This is a genomic window from Desulfobacter latus (assembly GCF_013389365.1).
GTDB classification, from domain to species: Bacteria; Desulfobacterota; Desulfobacteria; order Desulfobacterales; family Desulfobacteraceae; genus Desulfobacter; species Desulfobacter latus.
On record NZ_JACADJ010000038.1, the window covers coordinates 1 to 17,753 of the forward strand.

Here is a 17,753-nt window from a genome sequence, read left to right on the forward strand (position 1 = left end):
TTTTGTTCAATTCTAAAGTACACTAAAGGAACGTGCTGTTCACAGTATTTTTTTTAAAAAATAATTTTCAGCATCTCAAAAACACATTTTGATTTTACGAAGTGTCAAACGGAAAATGAAGGATGCCGAAAATTTTATTTCAAATTAAATGCCACCTTAATTCCGGCATTACTTTCTTCATCTTCAGCAACAGGATCAGGCTCTGTAATAAATATGCGGCTTATATCAATCTTGCCGCTTTTTGTTAAATAATCGGCAATTTCATGGCCCCGCTGCCGCCCAAGGGCAGCCAACGCATCCCCATCCAGTTGCATGCTGGTAACCAGAAGCGTTTCCTTTTCATCCAGGGTCAACGCTTTTTCCTTTCCGGACGCATCCCTGGGTTTGGGAAACGGGGCTTTGTCATAGGACGTTTCAATGAGACGCGTACGGCTCTCTTCATCCAGATCAGCCAGTCTCACCGTACCGTCTGCAGCCAATTTTTTGTCCATGGATAAAACCATGGATTCATAGGCCTCATACCTTAATTGCTCGGCGTCTTTAAGTTTATTGTACCGGCAAATGATTTCAAGTTTGAGGTTCGGTTTTTTAGCCAGCACCGTTGAAAGTTTATCCAGCTTATCTTTCTGGGCCTGATCCAGCCGGCTTTCTCCCGGGTCAAACGCCACATATCCCAGATCCTGCCCACTGCCGGCCCCCACAAGGCCGCCTAAAAATTTAAAGGGTGCTGTTACAATTCCCATAATGAAATTTTTCAGTACCGTTCCCACAACCTTTCCAAAATGGAATTTTGGATCGCTGATATCTCCTGTAATAGGCAGATCAAGGTCAATCTCGCCCTTGGAATTTTTAAGCAGGGAAACGGCAAATTCCAGCGGCAGCGAGGCCGCATCGGCACTGTCCACTTTCCTGCCCAGGGTCAACTGATCAAAAAAGACATGATTACTTGAATTAAGCTTATCCCGGTCTATATTGTAATGCAGATCCAGAATAAGTTTCCCCTTTTTAATTTCATATCCCAGATACTTTCTGGAATACACATTAAATCTAGGCAATTCAATATTTTTAAAGGATATGGTCAGATCAATAAAACGATTCTCCTTGAAAGGATCTATCCGGCCGGTAATATCCAAAGGGGCATGCCCGCCATGGACGCCTTTAAGTACAAGATCGGCATGTGCGTTGCCCTTGGAAGACAGGCCCGTAAGGCTGCCTGCAATCTCGGTCATGTTGGCGGTAAAATTGGGGGTGGTAAAATAGTCGCTGAAATTGATATGCCCCCCCTGCAGGGTAACGGCGTCAATGCGGACGTCGGGCATCCCGGCATGCTTAGCCGGCGCCGTTCGGGTCTTGGTAGTACTTGTGGCGGCCGCCGTTTTTTCAGGTTGTTCCACCATGATTTGTTTATAATTGAACCGGCCGTTTTTGTTCAGTATGGCCCGCTGGTAAAAATCAGTCAGCGCAATTTCTTTAATCTCTACCTTCATGGGGTTTACGGAAATATCCATGCCCGTAGCATAAAGCGATTTGCATAAAAAAAAGTCGGTGTTATCCACCTTGTTTTTGGACAGAAAATGGTTAAGAGACACCTGGCCCTTGTATGTTATATTGGGTGGATCACTTTTCTTTTCGGCCGGAATCACGACCACTGTACCCTTGGTATTCAGATATCCCTCGGATATTGAAATTTTTAAAAAATCAGTAAAATAAGGCTCTGCCGTATTCACGTCAATCCGATTGGCATCTATGTTCACGGTTGCCCCGGGTCCTGAAATATCAAAGGTGCCGTCAAGATCAATTTTTCCCTTGTTCCCGTTGGTCATAGATGCTTTGAAGGTTGATTTTTCTCCTTTTTTTGTGGAAATATTTTCAACCGTGACACCAATATCTTTCATAACCACTTCCACCGGCGCTTTTGGGAACTGATCAATGAACTGGACCTGACACTGGTCTAAAACCGTTTTATCTATCGTCGCAACCCAGACAGGTGCAGCAGCATTCTGCTTATCCTGTTGTGTTCCGGCCTGTTTGATTTGTACAGGCTTTTCTGTCGCAGCCTTTGCGGTGGGATCTTCCCCGGTTTTCAGGGCCTGTTCAATCGCCGTAAGCAGATCCATCCGGCCTTTTTTATCCCGATTAACCTTGACGTGAGCTTTATGAAGCGTCACAAGACCAACGCCGGCCTCCTGTTTTAAAAGATTGCAGGAAATCCCGGATAATGCCAGTTGGTCGAACTGTACCAAAGGCTCTTTTTTGCCCTGCTCCGTCAGACCGAATTTATCCAGGGTTACCCGGCCGTCGGATACCTCGACACCTGAACCTGCCTGGGAGAATCCCACCTTAAAATTCAGATCGGCAGCCACATTTTCAAAGGTAACATTATCGCCAAGATAGGGTGCCACATAGGGGCGAAAATTTCTAAGGGCAATCCCGTTAACAGAAAGAGTACCATTGGCAGCCAGATCATTTTGAACATGAAACTCCCCGGCCGTTTTTATCTCTTCGTCATCGCCGGTCAAGAGTTGAAGATTAAATTGCCCTGCAGCCCTGGAACCAACGTCAATGTCAGTAAGGATAAGATCCAGACTGGAGATCTCTTTGATCACCTGTGGTGATACCATCTTATCACTGAAGCGGATATGCATATGTCTCACGGCGGCCTGGTTGATTTTCACAGTACATGGCAGGGAGAATGGCATCACCGGCGTTACAGATTTTTTTGCATTCGTATCAATCTGGGCAACCGGAACCGGCTCCGGGGTGACTTCTGCCTGGGTAGCAGATTTTGATTCATCCGACATCCGGGGGGCGGTTTTCGGGGGATGTGCCGCTTTCGCCCCCTGCCCTCCGGGAACCAGATTAATGGCACCCTGGATATCACGTTCAACAAATAGTGACGCCTGGTCAAGCAAGACCTTGTTCACTATAAAATTCATATCAAATACATTCCGGGACGAAGCATCCACCGCCAGATGTGGGCAGGCAAACAAATTTTCCCCGGATACATCGTCCAAATCGAAATCTCGTACTGACGTTTTCAGGTTTACGGCAAACGTCTGGTCTTCAACGGTTTTTCCGGCGGGGATATGATATTCGCCTGAAACAGATACGGCAAGGTTACCGGCAGATTTAATTTTATAGGACGTGGGTAGATCAATATAGGGCACAAAAATGTTGAGATCCAGGGGTGCCATATTCAATGAAACCGACATATTCCGGGTGGTATCAAAGGGGAGACCCGTTAGATTAATATCCACCGGGGCCTTGTTCACCAAACAATTCACAACTGCTTTGATCGGCGTTGTCAGATCTTTTTCCATGGTGCTGACAAAAGGCAGATCAAAATTCAACTGTGCCACTGAATGGGTAACGGAACGGACATGATCGGTAAAAACCAAAGCCGCATCCGTAATTTTTATATCGGCGACCTTGAATTTAAACAAAGCACCGGATGAGTCTTCAGCAGGCTCCGGTGCCGGTGTTTGCTTTTTGTTTTCAAGCAAATCTGAAATATTTAAGGTGTTATCCTTATTCAAATGAAGGGAAAATTCGGGCGCTGTCACCTGAACAGCCGAAATCACGGGCGCCAGATGAAATAGGGAAGACGCGGACAGGTTGAGATAAATGTCCTGAACAGAGGCCAGATTTTCCCCATTAATTTTACTTTCAACAACAAAATTTTTAATCCTGGTTTCCAAAGTAAACGGATTAAAGGTGATGGATTCAATCTGTGTCCGGCGCCCCAGGCTTTTGGTCAGGGAATTTACAGCAATACGTTTTCCGACCCAGGGCGCTACAAGTCCTGTTAAAAGCAGATAAAAAGCAAACAGGACCGCAGCACTTGAGGCCACTATTTTCACCGTAAAATATTTTTTCATCACATTCCCCCCAAAACAGCGATATATTGCTCCGGTTAAAAATTATTTCCGCCTTGAGTTTGAACAAATTCCCTAAAAAGATGTTATGACCAAGCCCCCAAAATTTTACCGGCCAAGCTTGCAAAAATGCGTGTAATCAGGTTAATCTTGGCCAAAACTAAGGAAAATATGATTTGATGTCACACTCTATCTTTTAAAAGGGGATCAAAATGAGGGTAAAAAAATACATAGTGGGTTATTTGGTTTTGTTGATTGGCGTGTTATTGTGCGCAGCAGGTTCGGCGTTTACCCAGGGAAATCCAAATCTCTCAAAGGGACAAACGGTCTATGTTCCAGCATATTCACATATTTACACAGGCAACAGGCAGATCCCTTCGCTTTTAACCGTAACCTTAAGCATCCGCAATATAGACATTGCCCATACCGTTAAAATTATATCCGTAAATTACTACAACACCAAAGGCAAGCTATTAAAAAAATACCAACCCTCACCTATTTTTCTTAACCCCCTCGAATCCATACGCTATGTTGTGGACTATGACGATAAAACCGGGGGATCTGGGGCCAACTTCATTGTTGAATGGCAATCTAAAGATTCAATGAATCCCCCGATTATAGAGAGCATCATGATCGGCTCAAGATCCTCTTTTACATCCCGGGGACAGGCCCTTATTCCTTTGAAATAAGGGCTATGGGCTTTATCCCTCTTTTAGACCGCATCAAAAAAGATGCCGATGCCGCGTCCCCGTCAGATGATATTTCGATTCTGATGATCAAGTCCCCCGATTTTACCATTATTCGTACCTGCAGTTGCATGCATGCAACCTGTGTCCATTATCAGCTTATTCAACAATTTCCAGAATAACCCTTTTCTGTTCCTTTGCAGAAGCACAAGAAAGAATGGTGCGCATGGCCTGGGCTGTTCTCCCTTTTCTACCGATCACTTTTCCCAGGTCCTCTTTGGCCACCCTCAGCTCCAGCACAAGGGTCTGCTGAGCTTTGATCTCCTGTACGTCAACCTGTTCCGGGTCATCAACCAGCGCTTTCGCCATAAGTGTAATCAACTTTTTCATTAACGAATCTCCTTTAAACAAAATGACAATGAATAAGATATTTAAGCTACAATATTTAACTGTTTTATGGCTGAGTTGTCGAAATGGTTGGTATAGAATATCATAACTGGCTACAATCACAAGTTCTATTTACAACGCGTTGAAGATTTTACGCAAAAACCGGGGCTGAAACCGAATAATTCTTATTTTTCATGCAATATCGCAAGGAGAATCGTCCCCTCTCCCAAGACGAAAATAGTCATTTCCCTTGACATCAAAACGGAATTCATTATTTTAGAAAGATTGTTATATTTATGTACCGGAAAAGTATTTTATTCAATTGCCCGATAAAATACTTGTTTTTAGCAAGGGCATACAATTAAGGATTTATGAAGTGGTCACAGAAATTACAATACAGGAATCAGAACGCAAAATGCTGTCCGAAGCCGGATACGGGGAACCCGCTATTGACTATTATCTTGAGAAAAAACATATGGGTGCCATTGAAGATGCAAACCAAATTTCCTTTAAAGTTGGCTCCTGCGGCGATACAATGAAAATTTTTTTAAAAGTCGATGAAAATCAAATTATTCAAGATGCCAAATATCAGATCGCCGGATGTGCGGGTGCCATCTCTGCGGCAATGGCAACAGTAGATCTTGTTAAGGGAAAAACCGTTGAACAGGCGTTACAAATTACCGATGGGGATGTTTTCAGGGTTCTTGAAAGTATACCGGAAAAAAAGCATCATTGTATTCAACTGGCAGTCAAAACAATGCATCTGGGCCTTGAAGAATTTCAAACAGCACACGTTTCTTAAATGGCTTATCCGTATTGTTCTTGTCTGCATTTCACTTCTATCAAGCGGTTGCGTTTCAACGAATTTCAGCGTTGAGACCCTGGCTAAATCCGATATCAATATGGTATCGGATATCCATATTGACCAGACACTGACACTTCTAAAAACGCTCACCCGAAAATTATACAAAATGAATCCCGGGGAACTGAGTAAAACCCCGGGAGCAACAATATCGTCCAGGATTTCAGATATTTTCAAATGCCCTGCCCCGCCTCCGGAGTCCGCTCTTTCAGGCAGAAGAGCCACCCAAGCCATGCTGGCAGGCCTTGAACCCGATTATGAAGGCGACCGGGTGTACGCAGTTATGTACGGATTGTTCACCATGCTGCACATGGCTTATAACAACAAGTGCGACATGTTCATGCTGGATTTTTTAATATCCCAGAATTTTTACAACTCAGCCAGAAATATAGAAATTCTAGTGTGGCGCCTGAAAACCAGGCATACATCCACCGGCAACTTATGCCTGATCACCAACACCGTTGAGGATAACATATCAAATTTAAGTTTTGAACGGATTTTCGGCAAACTCATTGCTTTATCAGACAGCATGGCGCTGATCATAGCCCAACGGGGGGACCGGTTTGTCAAGCAGGCGGTCCAGATGGCCGGCATGCGCTTTCTTCCCGTGGGAATCTAAGAGCCTGTTTGATAATTAGAAAACCGTTTCACCTGATCCTCATAATATTGTTTTCTTTTGGTCGACATCTTAAGTGCCTGCTTTGCAGCTGCCAATGCCTGGGGTTTATAATTATTCAAATACAAGGCTTCGGCATAGGTGTCCAATATATACGCCGCCTTTTGAATATCTACAGCCCGACGGGAGAGCGCCAACGCCCTGGGGGCATTTCGGAACGCTTTGTCCGGACATGTGGCCAAAAGCCAGGCCAGATTATTTAACGCATGGACATTAACCGGGTCTATTTTCAAAACATTTTCATAGGCCCCTATTGCCTGTTCATACTGCCGGGCATCATAATAAAAATCACCCACCTGCACATATAAATCAGAATTATCAGGATTAATTTCAAGCTGGCGGCTCAAAATTTTTCCGACGACAAATCGATTAAACGAAGTGTTAAGTCCACCGTAGCTGATACTATACCCAAGAAAAAAGAGAACCCCCACGGCAAGGACATACCCGGCAATCATTTTTTTTACTTTTCTGTGGTGATCCTGGATCAAACCCGGATTCATCCGGCACTTTTCCAGAAAACCAATGCGGCGACCAATGCTGAAATGGTGCCAGTTGGGTTTATCAATGGACTGGCGGCTTAGGGATGCAATCTTGTAAAACGTGGAGATTAATGCCGACGGCGATTCCGTATATCTAAAAATATGCAGATCTGCCTGGCGTTCAAAGTGCCGCATAAACAGACCAAAAACAAACCGGAAATAGAAAACAAACAAACCGACGAGTACCAGGCAGGTGATGGCGGCATGGACGGTATCCTGACTGAGCCCTAAAAAAGCTGCCCCATCATATAAAGGATTGATCAGATAGATCGTGAGCATTAAAGGCTCAAAAAAAACAAAATTACAGGCAATAAATCCAGCAAAGAAAAACAAATAAAAAAGCATGTGCCGGTGATATACATGACCTATTTCATGCAGGATCACCCCTTGAATTTCATCATCATCCAGGCAGGCAAGCAGCGCCGGCGTCACCAGGATATACCGAAACCGGCCGACAATACCCATAACACCGGCGGTGATCATGCCACCGCCGAACAGGTTCCAGACCAGAATCTCCCTGTATTTGAGACCAGCCATTTGGCAGGTTTTTTCAATACGTTGCCTGTCAACCCCTGGTGCCAGGGGACGACACCCCCATAAACGCTGAATCAGAACCGGTCCAAACACAGAAACAGCAATGACAAAAAAAAGAATGTAAATCACTTCCCCGGCCATGGAGTTTAAAAAACGATTAAGGCCTTCAAAGGGTAACAGTCTCAGGCAATCAGCCAGAAGAGATAGACAACACCAGGGCAGCATGGCAGGCAGGCAAAAGGCAACATTGGAAAGGATAAAATTCTTTTTGGTCAAAGAATCCGTAAAAAAGCGCTTCTGGATTTGATAGGCAAAATTCCATATCAAAATCAGATAAAAAAGAAACAATCCAAGAAACAGCAGCGCACCAAGGGTGGGTACCCATTGGAATATCGCAACCCCCGATAGTAAATGATTCACACGGAATCCATAAATATTTACGGCAAACAGCACCAGAGCTGATATAGAGAGTCGTGAAACAGCCGTATTCACCCGCCGGTCAATCTCTTGAGCCGGCAAGGCGCGTCCAAGGACTGACAGGCGCTTGAAATAAAGTGAACAGACCAGGGCAAAGAGAGCCGTTGAGGCCAGGCAGAACCCAACGGCCCCGGGATCAAACCCTGAAGGTTTGTCAAATAACTCCGAGGTCGTATAAATTACCAGGGCTGCCAGAAAATATATAAAATTTGAAAACACGGATCTGATCCTATACCATCTTGCCTGTTGCCGCAAACCGGTCCAAAATAATCCATGTTTTTACATCAAACAGGATATTGTCCCGGCGTATACAGTCGGATGCCTGTTCCTGGGAGAGCATTTTTACCTCAATCAGTTCGGAAGCCTCGTTATATTCGGTATTGGCAGATCCGTCACATGCCACATACAAAAGGCTGATGCTTTCGTCCGTCAATCCGGATGAAGAAAATATCGCAGGGCTTTGTTTGATCACATCCACAACAGTTAAGCCGGTCTCCTCATACAGTTCGCGCCGTCCGGCCTGGACAATAGTTTCCCCGGCATCCACAAGGCCTGCGGGAAACCCATACTGATATCCGTCCAAAGGCACCCTGAATTCCTTGATAATGACCAGTTTATTCTCCTGTTGATGAAACGGGACAATGACTACGGCATCGGGCCTGGCCGCATTCTGCCTGGAGGCATACAGCCAGGATTTATCCGTGCCGGTCCTGTCTTTATACCGGGCGCGAATCAAGTTCAGATGAGGATAGTCCGTTAGTTTTTCGTTTTTATATATATCCAAAACAATCTCCTGATTAATCAATATTTAAATAAAATTTCGGTCGGATATTACAATTATCTGTTAAAATAAACATAAAATTAAGATATACCAGTTTTTAATGCAACACGCACAACTTATAGCTGGATATTTGCCATAAGAAATGATCAAAGCGTTTATTTTGATTATGGGCCTTAGGGCGTCGGAGAAAATAAATTAGCGCCCTTTGGGCGGGCTGTTAGGTGCTGGGTGCTGGGTGCTGGGTGCTGGGTGCTGGGTGCTGGGTGCTGGAAATTCCTATACTATTAAATTATGCAAAAAAAGGGAAATTCTGATGAATTGTGTAAAAGGTGATTTAATTCAATTGGCCCGGGAAGGGCAGTTTGATCTCATTATTCACGGTTGCAACTGTTTTTGCACCATGGGCGCCGGAATTGCCAAACAGATCCGCACCCATTTTCCCCAGGCCTGGGAAGCCGACCTTGCGACGGCATCCGGTGACAGATCCAAACTGGGCACTTTTTCAAAGGCATGCGTAACCACACCATCCGGCAAGTTGTATGTAATTAATGCATACACCCAATATCACTATTCAGGAGATGGGGTATTGGTTGATTATGATGCCATAGCAAAGGTTTTTACCACGCTCAAAAAACAGTTCAGCGGCAATCGCATGGGATATCCTAAAATCGGGGCCGGACTTGCCGGCGGGGACTGGGAAGTTATCCGTAAAATAATAGACACCGCCCTGGATGGCGAGGCGCACACCCTGGTTGAATTTAAAAAACAATCAAATTAAAGTTTGCACAATTGCTTATTTTATCTTAGTGTTTGGACACTAAACATAAAAAAGATTAAGTTTAAAAATAGAGATTAAAAAGATGATTAAAACAGCAATAGCAGGCGCATCAGGCTATACCGGTCTGGAGCTGGTCAAACTGATTTCCAACCACCCGAAGACCAGCCTTGAAGCAGTAACCTCAAACTCGTACCAGGGAAAATCATTTACCGACATTTTCCCTTCCATGCGCGGATTTAAATCCCTGATATGCACACCCTTTGACGCCAACGAACTTGCAGATAAAGTCGATGTCGTATTTCTCGCCTTGCCCCACAAGGTATCCATGGCATTTGCGCCAAAACTCGTAGACCGGAATATAAAAGTCGTTGATCTTTCAGCGGACTTCCGGTTTGATGATGCCAAAGCATATGAAGCCGTATATCAGCCCCACACCGCCTCAAATCTTCTAAAAGAAAGCGTTTACGGTTTGTGTGAACTTAACCGGGATCGCATCAAAGGGGCAAGGATCATCGGGAATCCCGGGTGTTACCCAACATCCATCCTTCTGCCCCTGGTTCCGCTGCTCAAAGAAAAACTGATTTCCCCCCAGGGCCTGATTTCAGATTCAAAATCCGGGGTCAGTGGTGCAGGCCGTTCGCTTTCCCTGACCACGCACTATTGTGAAGCAAACGAAGCCTTTGGCCCGTATAAAGTGGGCAACCACAGACACACCCCTGAAATCAACGAAGTGTTGACCAAGGCAGCCGGAGAAAGAGTCTCTTTGACCTTTGTCCCCCACCTGGTGCCTGTAACCCGGGGCATGGTTTCAACCATTTATGCCCGGACTCGCAAAGGTGCTGCCGAAAAACAAATTCGTGCCACCCTGAACAGATGGTATGAAAATGAACCTTTTGTCAGAATTCTGCCACCGGATAAATTTCCAAACATGTCCCATGTCAAGGGGACAAATTGCTGCGATATCGGTTTTCACCTGGAACCTGAATCAGGTCGATTGATAATCGTTTCAGCCATTGACAATCTGCTCAAGGGAGCTGCCGGCCAAGCAGTTCAGAATATGAATATTATGTTTGAAATTGATGAAAAAGCAGGACTGGACTGGGTGCAAACCCCGCTGTAACTGCATTTTTGCTTGACATAGATGCCATATCACCTGTATTAATGATTTTGATGAAACAGCGAATCAAAATATGGTTTCATTCGGGTAACAGCCCAGAAATCAGAGAATTTACGCTTAGAAAATCGATTTTAATTTGTTTTTTGATTCTTTTCATAGCCTGCACCGGAACAGTATTATACGTCGGCCATGACTACTATTTACTCAAGCAGGCGGACCATGATAATGCAGCGCTACTCGAAACCGTTGCAAACCAAAAAAATGAGCTGAAAGATCAGAGACGTCAAATTCAGATATTTGCCGGGGAAATTCAGGGGTTAAAGGATCAGATCGCAAAACTTGGACGATTAGAAAATCAGGTTCGTCTCATTGCCGATATTGACAAATCAGGGCGATCCTCAGGCATTTGGGGCATCGGCGGCGTATCGAAAGTTGATCTGGATCAGGAAATCCCCCTTGACGCCCACCATCATGCGCTGATACGGGAGATGCATCACCAGGTAAAACAGATCCAATCTGTTGCGGATAAAGAAAAATTAGATTTCAATGACCTGATTGACAAATTAACGAAAAAGAAAAATCTGCTGGCATCTTCGCCGTCCATCAAGCCGGTTTCAGGTATTATCACATCGCCCTTTGGGTATCGCAAATCGCCTTTCACCGGAAAAAGAACCTTTCATTCAGGCCTTGATATCTCCAACCGAATGGGCACTGAAATTGTGTCAACTGCGACCGGTAAAGTGGTCTTTGCCGGGAGAAAAACCAGTTACGGAAATGTTGTCATTATTGACCACGGATATGGAAAAGCAACCAAATATGCCCATGTAAGAGATATCCTCGTTCATAAAAATCAGCAGGTCAAACGCGGAGAGGTAATTGCCACCTTAGGCAATACCGGCCGGACCACCGGCCCCCATCTTCACTATGAAGTTCTTGTTAACGGTACCCCTGTCAATCCTTCAAAATATATTCTTAACTAGTGCTTCGCCACCGGCTAACGCAGCTCTGACGTTTATTATTCGTTATTTCACCAAACAAAAAAAATTGAGTAAAAGGCTTTTTCCGGATGGGCACCAAGCATTTTTTTCTTTTATTTTCCGGAAGAATGCTTATATGTTGTACTGACAAACTCAATGACCTTAAAATTTAAACAGGTAGCGGTTACATGGTACTCAATTTTATGACTAAACTCTTTGGATCCAGCAATGACAGGATCCTTAAAAAAATTCAACCTATTATTGACCAGATAAACGAGTTCGAGCCCCGAATCCAGGCCTTATCGGATATTCAGATCGGTGAAAAAACAACGGAATTTAAAAAGCGCCTGGCAAAAGGAGAAACCCTGGATGACATTCTTCCCGAAGCCTTTGCCCTGGTCAGGGAAGCATCCGTACGAACCCTTGGACTTCGTCATTATGATGTTCAGCTTATTGGCGGCATTGCATTGCACCGCGGTACCATTGCAGAGATGAAAACCGGCGAAGGTAAAACCCTGATGTCCACCCTGCCCGCTTACCTGAACGCCCTTACGGGCAAAGGTGTTCACATTGTTACGGTCAATGATTATCTGGCCAGACGTGACGCAGAATGGATGTCCCAGGTGTATGATTTTTTAGGATTGACCGTCGGGGTGATCCTGCATGACATGGATGCCGAGGAACGCAAACACGCCTATGCGGCCGACATCACATACGGTACCAATAATGAATTTGGCTTTGACTACCTGCGGGACAACATGAAATTTGAGCCCGAAGAACTGGCCCAGGGAGATTTGCACTTTGCCATTGTGGATGAGGTGGACTCCATTCTCATTGACGAGGCAAGAACCCCGTTGATTATTTCAGGCCCGGCTGAAAAATCCACCCACCTGTATACCCAGGCCAATACCATTATCCCGGCATTTGAAAAAGATACCGACTATACCCTGGATGAAGAATCAAAAACCGTGTCCCTTACCGAAGACGGCATCGCAAAGGGTGAAAACCTGCTTCATGTGGACAATCTTTATGATCCGGCCAATATTGAACTTTTACACCACCTTAACCAGGCCTTAAAGGCCCATGTGATTTTCAAACGAGACACGGACTATATTGTAAAAAACGACCAGGTTGTTATTGTGGATGAATTTACAGGTCGACTTATGGATGGCCGTCGGTACTCGGAAGGCCTTCATCAGGCCCTTGAAGCCAAGGAGGGGGTTAAAATTGAAAATGAAAACCAGACCCTTGCGTCCATCACCTTCCAGAACTACTTCAGGATGTATGACAAACTGTCGGGCATGACCGGTACCGCAGATACGGAAGCAGAAGAATTTAAAAAAATTTACAACCTGGATGTGCTGGTCATCCCCACCCACAAGCCCATGGTCCGTGAAGACCGGGCGGATCTGATCTACAAGACGCAGAAGGAAAAATACGATGCCGCCATCACGGAGATCATCCGGCTGCACCAAAAAGGACAGCCTGTGCTGGTGGGTACCATTTCCATTGATGTCTCCGAATCCCTGAGCGAAAAGCTCAAGAAAAAAGGAATAAAGCACAATGTGCTTAATGCCAAGCACCACAAAGAAGAGGCGGAAATTGTGGCCAATGCAGGCCAGAAAGGCGCTGTGACCATCTCCACCAACATGGCCGGACGTGGTACGGACATCAAGCTGGGCGAAGGGGTCAAAGCACTTGGCGGCCTTCATATTCTCGGCACATCCCGCCATGAATCCCGGCGCATTGACAATCAGTTGCGCGGCCGGTCCGGCCGCCAGGGAGATCCGGGAAGTTCCCGGTTTTATCTGAGCCTGGAAGACGATCTGCTAAGAATCTTCGGCGGAGACCGTATCCATTCCGTCATGGACCGGCTGGGTATTGAAGAAGGCGAACACATTGAACATAAACTTATTTCCAAAGCCATTGAAAACGCCCAGACCAAGGTGGAAGGACACAACTTTGAAATCAGAAAGCATCTGCTCGAATATGACGATGTCATGAATCAGCAGCGTGAGATCATTTACCGCCAGCGCCGTGAGGCACTGACCGCCAAGGACCTCAAACAGGTGGCCCACGATATGATGGAAGATGTCGCCTATGACCTTGTGGACGGATTTGTTTCAGACAAAACAGCAATCAAGGCGTGGGACCTGGAAGCACTTTCGTCAGCAATTAAAGGACAGTTCAATATGGATCTGTCCCTGGATAAGCCTGTGCAGGAAAATTTTTCAGCCGACCAGCTGGGGCAGTATGTATTTGATGCAGCCCAGGCCCTGTACCGGAAAAAAGAAGCAATGTACGGCCCTGAAATCATACGCCACGTTGAACGGTTTATTATCCTCCAGACCGTGGACACCAGGTGGAAGGAACATCTCTTAAACATGGACCATCTAAAGGAAGGCATCGGCCTCCGGGGATATGCCCAGCAGGACCCTTTACGTATTTATAAAAAAGAGGGGTTTGATATGTTCCAGGACCTGATGAACCGAATCAAACAGGAAGTTGTTGATATCCTGTTTAAAATCCAGATTGCCTCTCCCACCCAGGTTGAGGAGATGAAACAGGAAGAACAGCAGGATCTGACCTTTTCTTCCCATACTGATGAAGACTCTGCACCCAAACAGCCGGTCAGGCGCTCATCTGAAAAAATTTCAAGGAATGCCCCCTGCCCTTGCGGATCCGGCAAAAAATATAAAAAATGCTGCGGGCAATAATCAATAATAATGATCAATTGAACCCAAGGTTAAGGTATGACATCCACTGATTCAAAAACCCGGCCCGGAATATCAAATGACATTAGTGAAAATCATCCACCCATGTATAAGGTGCTTTTGCACAATGACGATTATACAACTATGGAGTTTGTGGTGGATATACTGGTCCGGGTATTCGGAAAATCTCTTGAAAAAGCCACCCAAATAATGCTTAATGTACATAATAAGGGAAAGGCCGTTTGCGGCATTTATCCACGGGAAATAGCGGAAACAAAAGTTGACACCGTGCACAATCTGGCCGGCGGCAAAGGGTTCCCGTTAAAAAGTACAATGGAAAAGGAGTAAATGATATATGATCAGCAAAGAACTATCCACAGCTCTCGGATTTGCCGTTCGGGAAGCCAAAAAAAGAAGACATGAGTACGTCTGTGTCGAACATGTTCTTTACGCCATTGTCAATCATGAATCCGGCCTTGAAGCCATTGAGAAATGCGGGGGAAGCCCCGAACATATTAAAGAAGATCTTGAAAAATTCTTTGATGAAAAACTGACCAAAATAGAAACCAGTGATGAGTATGTACTCCAGCAGACCATCGGCTTCCAGCGAATGATTCAACGGGCCATCAATCACGCCAGATCCGCTGAAAAAGCAGAAGTCAATCTTGGGGACATCCTGGCATCCATTTTCCAGGAAAAGGATTCCCATGCAGCCTTTTATCTTGAATCCGAAGGCATTACCCGGCTGGATGTACTCCGACACATCTCCCACGATGGAGATAAAGAGAAAAAAGAACAACCTCAGAAGAACAAGCCCCAGCAGCTTTTCCATCAGGCCGACCCAAAACCCAAGCGCCAGAATAAAAGAGATCCGCTGGCCACATTTACGTCCGATCTGATCAAACGGGCCCAGGACAATAAGATTGATCCCCTTATCGGCAGAACACTTGAAACCGAGCGGGTAATGCAGGTTCTTTGCCGGCGGCGGAAAAACAATCCCATTCTTGTGGGAGATCCCGGCGTTGGAAAAACCGCCATTGCAGAAGGCCTGGCATTGAAAATAAACGGCAAGGCAGTGCCGGACCTGCTTGAAAACTGTGAACTGTACTCCCTGGATATGGGCGCTCTTTTAGCCGGTACCAAATACAGGGGCGATTTTGAGCAGCGCCTCAAAGATGTCATTTCCGCGTTGGAAGAAAAGGAAAATGCACTTCTGGTAATTGATGAAATCCACACGGTTGTCGGCGCCGGGGCCACCACATCAGGCTCCATGGATGCCTCCAACATCCTTAAACCGGCGTTATCCTCCGGAGACATCAAGTGCCTCGGCACCACCACCTATGAAGAGTACAAAAACCATTTTGAAAAAGACCGGGCCTTTTCCCGGCGGTTCGAAAAAATCGAAGTGTCAGAACCCAGCGTGGCGGAAACGGTTGATATTCTCAAAGGGCTGCGCGCCAGTTATGAGGAACACCATGGCCTGAAATACCCGGACAAAACCATTGAAGCGGCAGCCTATCTGTCGGATAAATACATCAATGACCGGTTCTTACCGGACAAGGCCATTGACGTGATTGATGAGGCCGGCGCTTTTTTAAAACTTACGGCAGACGCCCGGCGCAAAACCGTCAGCCCCAAGGATATTGAAAAAATTGTGGCTAAAATAGCCAAGGTGCCGGTTTCCAGTGTGACTGCGGCAGACAAGTCTTCCCTGGAATCTTTGCCCGGCAAACTGCTCAACGTTATCTTTGGCCAGGATGATGCTATTGACACCCTGACCACGGCCATCAAAAGATCCCGGGCCGGACTTGCCGCGCCGGACCATCCCATTGGTTCCTTTCTTTTCATGGGCCCCACAGGGGTCGGCAAAACCGAAGTGGCCAGACAGCTGGCCGCCAACATGGGCATTCAGTTCTTACGCTTTGACATGAGCGAATACATGGAAAAGCATGCTGTCTCCAGGCTCATTGGTGCGCCCCCGGGATATGTGGGGTTTGAACAGGGCGGTATTTTAACCGACAGCATCCGCAAGCATCCCCATTGTGTGCTTCTTCTGGATGAAATAGAAAAGGCCCATATGGACCTTTACAACATTCTGCTCCAGGTCATGGATTATGCCACGCTTACTGACAATAACGGCAAATCCGCTGATTTCAGGAATGTGATCATTATCATGACCTCCAATGCCGGGGCCAGGGAAATGAGCGCCAACAGCATCGGGTTCGGCTCACAAAGCGCCAATTCCGATACCCAGGGCATAAAAGCGGTGAAAAACACCTTTAGTCCGGAATTTCGAAACCGACTTGACGGCATTGTCCAGTTTAACCATTTATCTGAAAAGGTGATGGAACGGATTGTGGACAAAAATATGAAGGAACTTAAAGCCATGCTCAGTGACCAGGGCATTTCTTTGAGTTATTCAGCCGGCGTCCGGAGTCATCTGGCCGAAAAAGGCCATGACCCTAAATTTGGTGCCCGGCCCCTGGCCCGTCTTATCCAGACCGAACTAAAAGACAAACTCACGGATGAAATTCTTTTCGGCCGGCTTGCAAAAGGGGGAAAACTCTCCATAGGCTTAAAGGACGGTAAACTGACATTTAATATCAAAGCGACCTGATGCCTCTTTTCAGGCTATCTGAAAAAATTGAATTCCCGCCGGCTTGGCTGGCGCGGTCCGACGGGCTGTTATGTATTGGGGGAGACCTTTGCGCCAAGCGGTTGACCCTTGCATATAAAAACGGCATTTTCCCCTGGTTTTCCAATCGTGAACCCATTCTCTGGTGGTCCCCTGATCCCCGGCTGGTGCTGTTTCCTTCTAAAATAAGAGTGTCGAAAAGCTTAAAAAAAACCATTCGAAAGGCTTGTTTCTCCATTCGGATCAACACCGCGTTTGAGCAGACCATTACGGCCTGTTCACAACTCAGGCAGGACAAACCCGAAGGCACCTGGCTGGTGGATGAAATGATTGATGCCTATATCAGGTTGCACAAAATGGGGATCGCCCACTCCGTGGAAGCCTGGCAGGGCGACCGGTTGGCAGGCGGTCTGTACGGGGTCAGCCTGGGAAAGGCCTTTTTCGGGGAATCCATGTTTTCCCGTGTATCCAATGCGTCCAAGGTGGCCCTTGTGGCCCTGGCCCAGGAACTTTACCGCCAGGGATTTAAAATGATTGACTGCCAGGTCACCTCCGGCCATCTGCTTCGTATGGGGGCCCAGGAAATAACCAGGGACTTGTTTCTGGACATTTTAGACAACTGTGTTGATGAAAACGTACCGGCCCCCCTGTGGCGGTCCGGACGACATCTTTTCGCTGAAATCCCAGGCCGTATTGCAGAAAGCGTGTGAATAAT

The 17,753-nt window shown here is 46.1% G+C and carries 14 protein-coding genes; 10 read left to right on the top strand and 4 right to left on the bottom strand.

Going from position 1 to position 17,753, the window contains the following annotated elements:
• Nucleotides 1-134 precede the first annotated feature (134 nt).
• Nucleotides 135-3,878, bottom strand: a complete 3,744-nt coding sequence (locus HXW94_RS11230; protein ID WP_178366997.1) for a DUF748 domain-containing protein — start codon at nt 3,876-3,878, stop codon at nt 135-137.
• 209 nt (nt 3,879-4,087) lie between these two features.
• Between HXW94_RS11230 and HXW94_RS11235 the strand changes: the two genes are divergently transcribed.
• Nucleotides 4,088-4,564: a DUF3124 domain-containing protein gene (locus tag HXW94_RS11235; protein WP_178366998.1), complete on the top strand. Its 477-nt coding sequence runs from the start codon at nt 4,088-4,090 to the stop codon at nt 4,562-4,564.
• Between the two features lie 156 nt (nt 4,565-4,720).
• Here the strand turns inward: HXW94_RS11235 and HXW94_RS11245 are convergent, their stop codons facing one another.
• A complete protein-coding gene (locus HXW94_RS11245) occupies nt 4,721-4,951 on the bottom strand; it encodes a KH domain-containing protein (RefSeq protein WP_178367000.1) in 231 nt (76 codons plus the stop codon).
• Between the two features lie 373 nt (nt 4,952-5,324).
• On the opposite strand from HXW94_RS11245, the gene HXW94_RS11250 reads away from it, so the two are divergent.
• A complete protein-coding gene (locus HXW94_RS11250) occupies nt 5,325-5,750 on the top strand; it encodes an iron-sulfur cluster assembly scaffold protein (protein ID WP_178367021.1) in 426 nt (141 codons plus the stop codon).
• Nucleotides 5,719-6,429, top strand: coding sequence for a hypothetical protein (locus tag HXW94_RS11255; RefSeq protein WP_246293879.1), 711 nt, complete (start codon nt 5,719-5,721; stop codon nt 6,427-6,429). The genes HXW94_RS11250 and HXW94_RS11255 overlap by 32 nt, the downstream gene beginning before the upstream one ends.
• Here HXW94_RS11255 and HXW94_RS11260 read toward each other — a convergent pair.
• A complete protein-coding gene (locus tag HXW94_RS11260; protein ID WP_178367001.1) occupies nt 6,426-8,255 on the bottom strand; it encodes a M48 family metalloprotease in 1,830 nt (609 codons plus the stop codon). The genes HXW94_RS11255 and HXW94_RS11260 overlap by 4 nt on opposite strands.
• Before the next feature lie 10 nt (nt 8,256-8,265).
• A complete protein-coding gene (locus HXW94_RS11265; protein WP_178367002.1) occupies nt 8,266-8,820 on the bottom strand; it encodes an NUDIX domain-containing protein in 555 nt (184 codons plus the stop codon).
• Nucleotides 8,821-9,130: 310 nt separating this feature from the next.
• Between HXW94_RS11265 and HXW94_RS11270 the strand changes: the two genes are divergently transcribed.
• The 7 genes from HXW94_RS11270 (at nt 9,131) to aat (ending at nt 17,748) form a co-directional block, all read left to right on the top strand.
• Complete coding sequence (locus HXW94_RS11270; RefSeq protein WP_178367003.1) at nt 9,131-9,595, top strand: macro domain-containing protein; 465 nt, start codon at nt 9,131-9,133, stop codon at nt 9,593-9,595.
• An 82-nt stretch (nt 9,596-9,677) separates the two neighbouring features.
• Nucleotides 9,678-10,715 (top strand): N-acetyl-gamma-glutamyl-phosphate reductase, encoded by a 1,038-nt coding sequence (argC, locus tag HXW94_RS11275; RefSeq protein ID WP_178367004.1) that lies wholly within the window; start codon nt 9,678-9,680, stop codon nt 10,713-10,715.
• Between the two features lie 50 nt (nt 10,716-10,765).
• The gene (locus HXW94_RS11280) at nt 10,766-11,692 is read left to right on the top strand and encodes a M23 family metallopeptidase (protein WP_178367005.1); all 927 of its coding nucleotides are present in this window, start codon (nt 10,766-10,768) and stop codon (nt 11,690-11,692) included.
• A gap of 185 nt (nt 11,693-11,877) precedes the next feature.
• Nucleotides 11,878-14,406: a preprotein translocase subunit SecA gene (gene secA / locus HXW94_RS11285; RefSeq protein ID WP_178367006.1), complete on the top strand. Its 2,529-nt coding sequence runs from the start codon at nt 11,878-11,880 to the stop codon at nt 14,404-14,406.
• A 36-nt stretch (nt 14,407-14,442) separates the two neighbouring features.
• Nucleotides 14,443-14,751 carry an ATP-dependent Clp protease adapter ClpS gene (gene clpS, locus HXW94_RS11290; RefSeq protein ID WP_178367007.1) on the top strand — a complete coding sequence of 103 codons (309 nt, stop codon included), beginning with the start codon at nt 14,443-14,445 and terminating at the stop codon, nt 14,749-14,751.
• Nucleotides 14,752-14,758: 7 nt separating this feature from the next.
• Nucleotides 14,759-17,020, top strand: a complete 2,262-nt coding sequence (clpA, locus tag HXW94_RS11295) for an ATP-dependent Clp protease ATP-binding subunit ClpA (RefSeq protein ID WP_178367008.1) — start codon at nt 14,759-14,761, stop codon at nt 17,018-17,020.
• Nucleotides 17,020-17,748: a leucyl/phenylalanyl-tRNA--protein transferase gene (gene aat, locus HXW94_RS11300; protein WP_178367009.1), complete on the top strand. Its 729-nt coding sequence runs from the start codon at nt 17,020-17,022 to the stop codon at nt 17,746-17,748. Before clpA ends, aat begins: the two co-directional genes overlap by 1 nt.
• Nucleotides 17,749-17,753 lie beyond the last annotated feature (5 nt).

Coding starts and splice junctions, on each gene's coding strand:
- HXW94_RS11235 (WP_178366998.1), top strand. CDS start 4,088: ATGAGGGTAAAAAAATACATAGTGGGTTATTTGGTTTTGTTGATTGGC.
- clpA (WP_178367008.1), top strand. CDS start 14,759: ATGATCAGCAAAGAACTATCCACAGCTCTCGGATTTGCCGTTCGGGAA.
- clpS (WP_178367007.1), top strand. CDS start 14,443: ATGACATCCACTGATTCAAAAACCCGGCCCGGAATATCAAATGACATT.
- HXW94_RS11230 (WP_178366997.1), bottom strand. CDS start 3,878: ATGAAAAAATATTTTACGGTGAAAATAGTGGCCTCAAGTGCTGCGGTC.
- secA (WP_178367006.1), top strand. CDS start 11,878: ATGGTACTCAATTTTATGACTAAACTCTTTGGATCCAGCAATGACAGG.
- aat (WP_178367009.1), top strand. CDS start 17,020: ATGCCTCTTTTCAGGCTATCTGAAAAAATTGAATTCCCGCCGGCTTGG.
- HXW94_RS11245 (WP_178367000.1), bottom strand. CDS start 4,951: ATGAAAAAGTTGATTACACTTATGGCGAAAGCGCTGGTTGATGACCCG.
- HXW94_RS11280 (WP_178367005.1), top strand. CDS start 10,766: ATGAAACAGCGAATCAAAATATGGTTTCATTCGGGTAACAGCCCAGAA.
- argC (WP_178367004.1), top strand. CDS start 9,678: ATGATTAAAACAGCAATAGCAGGCGCATCAGGCTATACCGGTCTGGAG.
- HXW94_RS11270 (WP_178367003.1), top strand. CDS start 9,131: ATGAATTGTGTAAAAGGTGATTTAATTCAATTGGCCCGGGAAGGGCAG.